Origin of the sequence: Nitrospira sp., from assembly GCA_005116745.1 — a bacterium.
In the GTDB taxonomy this organism is placed as follows: domain Bacteria; phylum Nitrospirota; class Nitrospiria; order Nitrospirales; family Nitrospiraceae; genus Nitrospira_D.
In genome coordinates, this window is record SWDS01000030.1 from 1 (window position 1) to 589 (window position 589).

Annotated in this window: 1 protein-coding gene; it reads left to right on the forward strand. The window is 47.7% G+C overall.

Annotation, left to right across the window (positions count from 1 at the left end; translation table 11 throughout):
• Positions 1 to 325: 325 nt before the first annotated feature.
• On the forward strand, positions 326 to 589 hold a 264-nt coding region (locus E8D52_18650; GenBank protein TKB65094.1), incomplete at its 3' end, for a hypothetical protein.

The following is a 589-nucleotide window of genomic DNA, read 5'->3' on the forward strand; positions in this document are numbered from 1 at the left end:
CGAGCTTCGCACAGATCATGGGCTGTTGGGGTACACCGATCTACGAACGACAAGCATCGATATCCATGTTCTTCATCGGAGGCCTGCACGTGTCCGCAGTCCGTTGGATGGCATGTGAATCCAATACGGGAAGAATGTTATGTGGATCCGCATAACAACCTGTGATCAATGGTCGATCAGGCACAACTCATTGAATGGGCGTCGATCATGGGATATTGTTCACGATTATTGAAGGTGTGGTATGCATACGCGTATAGAACATGGCAGATCCGGTTCTTATGCGGATCGGCCTAAACATTGTTGGGCCGCAAAAAAGAGTAACTGAATGAGTAGTGATCTTGCGAAATTCGAAGATGATTTCTCATTTGTCAGAGATCACGTCAGCGATTTCTTTGACAGAGGATCTGTCAAGCGCGCACTCGATCTCATCGACGATGTCGGTATAACTGGATGGGAAAAATGGTGGCAGGTTGAATTCTGCTCGTGGCTCGCAGAACACGACGGAATTGGGGATTGGGTTATGGAGGAAGCTTTCTTTACTGATTTAAGGTGCAACTTGGCCAAGGACACCATCGCTATTGACATTGGC